Source organism: Sphingomicrobium sediminis, assembly GCF_023805295.1.
Classification (GTDB): Bacteria; Pseudomonadota; Alphaproteobacteria; order Sphingomonadales; family Sphingomonadaceae; genus Sphingomicrobium; species Sphingomicrobium sediminis.
In genome coordinates, this window is record NZ_JAMSHT010000002.1 from 1 (window position 1) to 9621 (window position 9621).

Sequence of the window (9621 nt, forward strand, 5' to 3'; positions counted from 1 at the left end):
TGTCACCCGAGTTGGAAACACTCGCCTCAGCTTCCTGCGCATCGACATGGTAGCCCACCGCAAAAGCATCAGCCTGCGCCGCATGAACCGCCGTCGCTCCAGCAGCAATCGAACCCGAATTGTCGAGAGCGACCGTGACGGAGCCTGGGGTGTCGAGGTCACCATAGTAACCCGACGCCGCCGCTTCGCCTTCGCCGGCCGTACCGGTGGCGGTCGCAAGCGCATTCGCCGTGATCGTGCCCGAGTTGGTGAGGCTGGCCGAAGCCACCGAACCTTCGGTCACATCCTGCTCGATACCGATCGCATCGGCATCGACGTTCGCACTACCGGCCGCACTTGCGCTGGCGACAACGGAGAGGCCGACCTGGCCGCTATTGTCGATACCCAAGGCAACACTCGTGCCGCCGACACGCTGGTAGATGGCCGTACCGCTGGCCGACGCCGTGGCCGAAGAACCGACAGCGACGATATTGGCCGTGCCGACGAGCGAACCGCTGTTGGACAGCGACGCCGAAGCGGCACTTTCACCTTGCGCACGCTGGTCGACCACTTCGACATAGCCGTAGGCATAAGCATAGTCGGCGGCGTTGGCCGAAGCCTGCGCGTCGACGCCAACTGCTCCGCTGTTGGAGATGCTGGCGACCGCCGAGCTGCCACCTTCAACAACCTGCGTCAGCGCGCCATAGGCGCTTGCGCTGGCATAGGCATCACCCGTCTGGTTGACGTTGGTGACCGTCGTGGCGGTCGTACCGCTGCCCATCATCATGGTCGTGGTCGTCGTCCCGTTGGCCGCCGCATTGGCAACCGCCGATAGGCTAATCGCACCGCTGTTTGCTAGCGAACCATTACCCACATTCGAGGCCTCGACATTCTGGCTGAGACCGGAAGCAGCATATGCATCGGCACTCGCAAAAGTCAGACCATTCGCCGAGGCCGTCGCATCGATATCGATCGCTCCGCTATTGCTCATCACCGCCGATACCGAGGAGGCTTCTGCACTCTGATAAACACCGTAAGCGGAAGCTTCCGCACGGGCGTTGCCAGTGCTCGCAGCAGCGACGGCGTTCGCGCCGACCGCTACCGCGCCGCTATTGTCGAGCACCGGCGCCGCAACAGCACTGGTCCCGAACAGCGAGAGATCCTGACGGATAGCCGTGGCCGTCGCGTCCGCATCAGCATAGTTGACGCCGTTGGCCGACGCGTTGGCGTCGATCGACAGGTCACCGCTGTTGGTGAGCGTCGCCGCACCGGTCGAGCCGTTGACATATTGCTGAAGGCCGATCGCGCTCGCATAGGCACCGCCGGTCTCGGTCGAGCCGTTTGCATTGGCGCTCGCGAGCAAGGTCAGCGCCCCGCTATTGTTGAGCAGGCCGTTCGCCGTCGTGCCGCCTTCGACATTCTGGCTGATGCCAGAGACCTCCGCTTCGGCGCTGGCATAGGCACCCGACGCGCTGGCGAGGGCGCTGAGCGCAACCGCACCGCTATTGCTGAGCGTCGCCGTGGCAACGTCCGCTTCGCTGGCGTTCTGGAAGATGCCGTAGGCCGAGGCCTGCGCATTGGCTTCGCTATCCGCGCCGACCGCATTCGCAGCCGCGAGGATGGCGATGTCGCCGCTATTGTCGAGAGCAGCAACCGCCGTGCCCGAAGCATAGACCGACTGGTCGATACCCGTGCCGTTGGCGTCCGCGTCAGCTTCTTCGTTGGCCGTCGCATTGGCCACCAAGTTCATGGCAATCGCGCCGCTATTGACGATCGAACCCGACGCCGAGGTATCGCCACCGACTTCTTGGTCGATACCGAACTCACCGGTCACGCTCGCTTCGGCATTCCCCGAGGCGAAGGTGTTGGTCACCGTCGTTGCGGTCGTGCCGCTGCCCATCATCATGGTCGTGGTGAAGGTGCCGTTGGCAACCGCATTGGCCGAACCGTCGATGTTGATGGCACCGCTATTGGTGATCGCGCCGACAGCCACATCACCAAAGACGTTCTGCTCGATGCCCTCGAAGTCAGCCGATGCATCCGCATCGCTGCCGCCGGTGGCATTGGCCTGGCCATTCTGGTTGATGCTTGCGCTGTTGACGATAACGCCGCTGGCAACACCCGGGACGAACATCGTGGTGGTGACACCTTCGCTCGTACCCGTGACCGTGCCGCCTTCGGCGAAGACGTACTGGTAGATGCCTTCACGGATATCGACCTCAGCCGTCGCTTCCGAAGCGCCCGACGCATTCGCGATGCCGGTCATGCTAATGACACCGCTGTTGACGATGCTGCCGTTGGCCGCGAATTCGCCGTTCACGTTCTGGCTGATCGCATCATTGACATCGACTTCCGCCGAGGCGTCAGTGGCGCCGACCGCGGTGGCCGTCGCGTTGAGCGAGATCGTGGCGCTATTTGTGATCGAAGCCGTCGCATTGAGGCCGCCCGCAAACTGCTCGATACCTTCGACGGAGGCTTCTGCATCGCCGTCACCGGTCGTAGCAGAGGCGAAAGCAGCTGCATTGAGGTCAAGCGCACCGCTATTGTCGATGACGGCGACTGCGCTCGTACCATAAGCATTCTGGCGAATGCCGTCGACGCTTGCCGAAGCGCTCGCATATTCCTGACCCGTAGCATTCGCCACTGCGGTCAGGTTGATCGCACCGCTATTGTTGAGCGAGGCCGAGTAGAGGTTCGTGCCGGTGCCCGACCCATAAGGGCCGAACGAACCGACATTCTGAACGATACCATCGACGTCCGCATCGGCGTCGGCGCCTTCGCTACCCGAAGACTGGAGCGCATTCGCGACAGCCAGACCCGACAGGGTCGCCGAGTTGGTCAGCGCTGCCGAAGCGCCAGCGAAACCGTTGGCGTTCTGGCGGATGATGTCGGCATCAGCCGAAGCATCACCTTCGTTGCTGCCGATACCGGTGCCGCTGGCCTGGGCCCAGATCGCGATATTGGCGCTGTTGACCAGGCTGGCATTGGCCTCGGAGCCATAGGCGTCCTGCGCGATACCCGTGGCGGAGGCGTCAGCGTCGACACCTTCCGATGCCGAGGCAGCCGAAGCCTGTGCCAATGCGGTTGCGGCAATCGCCCCGCTATTGGAAAGGCTGACCGACGCTTCACCACCGCCTGCGAACTGTCTGATCGCCTGCGCGTCGGCCGAAGCTTCGGCCTGCGATACGCCCGTTGCGAACGCGTCAGCGTTGAGGTTGATCGTGCCGGTGTTGGTCAGCGTGGCCATGGCGACGCCGCTTTCGCTGGCATTGACACCCTGGCGAATGCCGTAGGCGTCCGCATCGGCGTCTGCCGAGCCGCTGGTCGCCACAGCACTTGCAACCGCGTCAACGTCGACCGTGGCCGCATTGACGAGGTTTGCCATCGCGACAGTGCCGTAGGCGTTCTGCTCGACAGCCAGGCCGTACGCGTTCGCTTCAGCCGACGAGCCGTTGGCGACAGCCGCGGCCGTGCCTTCGATCACGCCATTGTTGGTGAGGTTGGCGAAAGCCGTTCCTTCCGGTGCGCCGGCGAACTGGCCGATAATGCCACCGCCTTCGCTACCGATATTGGCGTCGGCATCGGCGAACTCGTTGGTCGCCGAGGCATTGGCCGCAACGTTGGCGAGGACCGAGCCGTCATTGACCATCGAGACCGACGCATCGCCGGTCGAAGCATAGGCTTCCTGTTCGACGACATAGCGAATGTCGGCGTCTGCCTCTGCGGCCGAACCGGTCGCATTGGCTACCGCATTGCCGCTGATGAGACCGCTATTGGCGATACCTGCGAAGGCGTCGCCGATATTGGCGTCGGCATTCTGCTGCACCACGAAGTCCACGCTGGCTTCTGCATTGGCAGCCGTACCGCCGCCTGCGTTAGCGCTCGCGTCCGCAGTGATCGTGCCCGTGTTGGTAAGGCCAAGCGTAGCACCCGTCGAAGTGATCGCCAGGGTGACGATCGGGCTCGGGCCCGTAGCACCCGAATCATTGCTGGCGAACTGCGCAACGCCGCCAATATTGGCGCTGGCGTTCGCTTGCCCTTCCGAAGCAAACGCGCTCGCGTCGGCGTCGATCGAGATCAGACCGCCATTGACCAGCTGCGCCGAGGCGACACCGCTGGTCGCATAGGCTGCCTGTATGACCGCACCGATGTCCGAACCAGCCGCCGCATTGGCATTGGCCGAGCTCGTGCCGACTGCGTCGGCCATCGCGTCGATGTCAATCGTGCCCGCATTGGAGAGCGAGGCGACACCGCCGCCCGTGCGGCCAATGGCAGCCTGGAGGATGGCAAACTCAGCGCCCGCATTCGCATTGGCAAAGAGACCAACCGCGCCCGCCGCAAATTCTGCCGAGATCGACGCTTCGCTATCATTGGAGAGCGAGACGCTGGCCGTGCTGCCCGTAGCATATTGCGACACGAGTGCGTCGGCCGCAGCCGTCGCATCCGCTTGGCTCGTGCCCGACGCGACCGCAGCCGCGTTGAAGCTCATCGAACCACCATTGGCGATCGAGGCGCTGGCATCAGTGCCGGAAACGCGCTGCTGGACAGCACCGCCACCTTCGACACCACCAACTACGGCGATCGCTTCGACCGCGCTCGAGCCCTCGATGACCGCTGCGTCGGCGTTCATCATCAGCGTGCCCGAATTGGCGATGCTCGCCGCAGCTTCGGCACCATTGACGTCCTGATACAGGCCGGCGAGTGCAACCGCGACAGCCTCGTTGGCCGCGTCGGCATCCGCGCCGAGCGACAGCATGCCGTCATTGACGATCGTCGCGCTGGCACCAAAGCCGGTAGCCGATTGCCAGATGCCGATCAGCGCCTGGGCTTGGGCGTTCGAGCCGCTGGCGGCCGCATTGAGGCTGATGCCACCTTCATTTTCGGCATAGGCATTGGCAGTCGAGCCCGACACGAACTGGGCAAGGCCGAGCCATGCTTGTGCATCCGCGCTGGCCGAGAAGCCCGAGGCGTCGGCGTATGCCGCAATCGAGATAACGCCGTTATTGTCTGCGGCCGCGCTGGCCGTGGCGCCCGTCGCGCGCTGGATATTACCCGCCGCGCTGGCGTCCGCATTGGCCAAGGAGCCCGCGGCTTCCGCCGTCGCGTTAATGGAGAGGGTGGCAACCGTCGTGCCAGTGCCCGTACCCGTTCCAGTTCCGGTAGTCGTACCGGTGCCAGTTCCGGTGCCCGTCCCAGTGCCTGTGGTAGCTTCGGCGCCGTTCACGAACATAGCCATTGCCGTCGCGCCGCTTACGTTCTGGTCAACCCCATTGGCATTGGCATTGGCATCGGCATTGAAACCCGACGCGCTTGCGACAGCCTGGAGGCTGATGAGGCCATCGTTGGAGACCACACCATTGGCGACGCTTGAAGCGCCAACATTCTGTTCGATACCGCCGAGGCGACCTTGGAGCGCGGATTCAGCCGTAATGAGGCCGGCATTAGCGTTGGCGCTGGGCGAACTGGTGCCGAAAGCGTCAGCGTCAGCAACCACGTCGATTGAGCCCGAATTCGCGAACTGACCGGTTGCGGTCACGCCGTTGACGTTTTGGTTAGCGATCCAGGCGGTCGCGGTCGCAGCTGCCGAGAAGGTACCAAAAGCAGCAGCGAATGCGTCTACGGCAATCGTCCCGCCGTTCGAAACATCGCCATATGCGGCAAGGCCAGAAACATTCTGGTTCGCATACAGCGCGTCGAAATTGGCGTCAGCCGACAGCCCAGTACCAAATGAGAAAGCGGCGATCGCAAATCCACCGACCGAAACTTCGCCATCATTACTGATCACGCCGCTGGCATCGGAGCCAAAAACCTGCTGGTTGACGCCGAGCGCGCCGCCCGAAGCGACATTGTTGAAGAGAGCGTCTGCATCCACTTGGACATTGACGGAGAGAACGCCGTCATTATCGACCACGCCGGAAGACAGGCCGTCAGAACCGACCGACTGATCGATACCGGTGCCACCACCACTGGCGAAAGCGCTCGACGAGCCGAGGCGAGCGCCCGCAACGACGTCAAGCGACATGGTGCCACTGTTGGCAACAATACCGTCCGCAGCCGAACCCGCAGAGATAAGCTGACTGGCAATACGGCCTCTAGCATTAGCAGAGACGTTGCCCGAACCCGGGAACACCACCGCGACAGCGGAAACATCGACGTCGACGACCGCGCTAACGCCATTAGCAATGATGCCACTGGCGCTGGTGCTGCCGAAGCCGAAGTTGGCAAGCGCGCCCGCATCAAGGTTCGCATTGGCATTCGCAGTGCCCGTACCAGCAAGCGCGAGAGCCGAGACGTCAAGGTCCACAGTGCCTTCATTGAGGATTGAGAGATTTACAGCGCCGCCAAAAGCCTGATTCCACAGCCCGCCGGTGATCGCGGCGCCTGCACTGTTGATACCATCGGCATCAACACTGATTGAGACAGAGCCATTATTCGCGAGCACCAGGTCCGCCGCAGCAGAGCCCTGACCAAGCTGCAGGACACCACCATTGAACAGGAAGGCCTGGGCACTACCGGAAGCGGCATTCTGCGCCGCTGCGTTAACATTTACGCCAAGAGACCCGTCATTGACAAACCCGATGCTTACTTCAGAGCCAAACGCCTGCTGGAGCACTCCGCCGGACATAAAGGCGAGCGCACCTGCATTACCCGACGCGTCAGCCACGGCCGTGGCGCCGACATTGAGAGAAGCCTCACTATCGTTTGCAAGTGATACGCTGGCGTCATCAGCGCGAGCATACTGTACTACACCGTAGAGCAAATTTGCAAAGGCATTGGCCGTCGAGGCCGTGCCCCCTTCGACATATCCGGCGTCGGCAATTGCGTTGATGTCGATCACACCACCGTTGCTCAGGTCAATAGCCGCCGTTTGGGGCTGCGACACCGCCGGCGCAGACGTAAACGTTCCTGCAAACTGGATCACGCCAAGCTGAACAATCGCATCCGCGTTAGCAACCGCCCCGTCGGCGATAGCCGTCGCATTGATGTCGACAATACCGTCATTTTCGAGCCCGATGTTCACACTGGCACTACTGCCATCGACATTCCCGGCCTGGACAATGCCCCCGCCAAGGCCACCACCTAACTGCGCGATCCGCGCACTTGCGTCGGCTGTGCCGGTTGGTGCAAGCGCTCGTGCGTCCACATCCACTTCGACCTGAGCCGGGAAGATTTGACCGGTCGGGGCAGCATTGAGATCCATTTCGAGGTCGACACTGACCTCTCCAATCGCCGACTGCGAGATCCCTCTATCGAGCGCCGCAATCGCGGTCGCATCGTTGAAGGCCGTATTGCTACCCGTATTGAAGGCAGCCGCCGTGATTTCCACGCCGAGATCGCCGCTATTTGCAATTGTGGCCTCGACATTATTGCCGAAGCCACGTTGTGCGATCGCAAAGCCGTCGATGGTCGCATTCGCGCCCACATTGTCCGTCGTCGTTGCAGTGACCATGACCATCGAGGTCTGCAGCGGACCAGGGGTCGTATCCGTCACAGTGTTGTTGCCGCCCGTCGTCAGCTGCGGACCGGTCGCGCCGGTCGCGGTGTTGCCGCCGCCCGTGGTCGCGACGCCGGTCACCGTTGCAGTGCCCGAAGCGTTGACGCCGTCCGCCGTGATCGAAGCGATCGCAACGATGTCGATCTGACCGGTGTTCGAGGCAATCAGGGTCGCATTGCCTTCGCTTCCGGTGCCAGTGGCGCTTGCCGACTGGATGACCTGGCCGTTGGTCGTCGAGGAGACGAGCGCGGTCACCTGGTTGGCGTCCATCGTCGCCGAACCGGTCACGGTCGTGCGCACGCCGCAATCATTGATAAGGGGAGCATCGGCGCAGATCGCGCTGATCTCGATGACGTCTACAATATCGACATCCGCAGTCGGGTTGGGCGAGCGGCCACCATCGTCAATCACGATCGGCGCGGCAATCGCCGGCATTGCAAGACCCAAGGTTGCTACGGAAGCACCCGTCAGCAGCACATTACGCGTGTTGGTCGTCATCTTTTATTCCCCTGTTGATCCGGTCGGATCGTTTCGAACTCGACTTGCTGCAATCCGCTCCTGGACAGCGCCATTATATATAGGCGCACGCCAAAACGGGACGCATTGCGACACGTCTTCACACTTCAGCCTTAGGCCTGTGATTTCAAAAGGGCAACAGCAACACCCCCTGTTTTCACTGATGTAAGTTAATTTTATTGAGCCACGAAAATCAAAAAGTTGGCGGAAATTAGCCATTTTTACGGAAGCGTGACAATGGTGAAGTCAGACCCACCTAGGCCGCTGAAAAGACCCGATTTTTCTTGCGGTAGGTTAGCCGGTTTGAAGCGATGTGAACGATCTCAAATCGAGGTTTAAGCCCGACATAAAGCGCCGATACGGAGATAATTTACGACAAAAAATTTTTCGACGAACCGAAATTTTTTTCGGGACGAACTGATCCCGGCCTAGAATCGACCGGTCAGGATGCGGATCGATCGGCCATAGCAGCGAGCATCTCGCGATAATGATCGGCCAGTGTGTCATGTCCGATCTCGGGGGTCAGGTCGGCGTCATAAACTCCGCGCGCGGCGTCCCAGACGAGCATGGACTCGCGCGCATAATATCTGCCGATGCGGGCATATTCCGCTTTGGCCGCGATACGCTTCGAAAGACGGCCCGCAAGTGCAAGCGTCCCGACGATCATGTCCATGAGCCGGAAGGGGATGCGACGGAAGGACGGCTCTCTGCCCACCAACTCGAACAGCATGCGCCCTTGGTCCAGCGGCGTGATGGCCGGGCCCGGCCCGCCGATCGGCAGGATGGCATCTTGGCGCGACTCGTCGCCGATGCAGTCGACGATGTACCGGGCGAGGTCGGCATCGCTGATCGGTTTGCACGCCGTGGCCTCGCCATTGCCGAAAAGAAGGAAGGGTTTGCCGGCCCGGACGCGCGCCACCTGTCCCGACAATGATTTGAAGAAGGCCGTGGGTCGGACGATCGAGTAGGTCAGCCCCGACGCCTGCAAGTCGGCCTCGAATTTCAACTTCTCGAACTGGAAGGCGAGCTCGGGTTTCTGGACGCAGATGGCGGACAGATAGATGAAGTGGCGGGCGCCGCCTCGGCTGGCGAGATCGAGCATGGTGCGATTGGCGAGATAATCGATGCGGCGTGCATCGTCCGGCACGCCGGTTCGAGAGGCAAGGCAGGAGATGACGACGTCATATCGTCCGGCCGGCAATGAGGACGCATCGGTCACGTCCGCATATTCGATGCTTGCCCCCAATTCACACAGCGCCTCGGCTGCTTCGCGACCGCTTTCGCTACGGCGCAGAATGCATGTGACCTCAAAACCTGTTCGGCAAAGCTGGCGAGCCACAGCTCGACCGATCGTCCCGCTGGCACCTGCCAGCAAGACGCGATCGGTTCGTTGCGGCGATTCCCCCATAATAGAGGTCTAGGTGATGAATTGCCCGAACGCCATGGACCGCCCCCTTATCCAAAAGGGAGCGGTCCTTACTCGTGGCGGCCTGCCCCTTAGTTTCCGCCGAGCGGGAGGCGGATACGGAAGGTACCGGCGTGGTTTTCGCGCTGTCCGTTGAACAGGGCCTGGTAGCCGACGCGGACGTCGACCTTGCCGGCCTTGCCGCCGAGGCTCACGCCGACCAGCG

The 9621-nt window shown here is 62.0% G+C and carries 2 protein-coding genes; both read right to left on the minus strand.

The features are described 5' to 3' along the window. Positions 1 to 7972, minus strand: a 7972-nt coding sequence (locus NDO55_RS11905; RefSeq protein ID WP_252115641.1) for a hypothetical protein, incomplete at its 3' end; no start/stop codon positions are given. A gap of 460 nt (positions 7973 to 8432) precedes the next feature. Then, positions 8433 to 9398, minus strand: coding sequence for an SDR family NAD(P)-dependent oxidoreductase (locus NDO55_RS11910; protein ID WP_252115643.1), 966 nt, complete (start codon positions 9396 to 9398; stop codon positions 8433 to 8435). Positions 9399 to 9621 lie beyond the last annotated feature (223 nt).

Excerpts from the sequence above, each read along its gene's own strand:
- NDO55_RS11910 (WP_252115643.1), bottom strand. The coding sequence starts at position 9,398 with ATGGGGGAATCGCCGCAACGAACCGATCGCGTCTTGCTGGCAGGTGCC.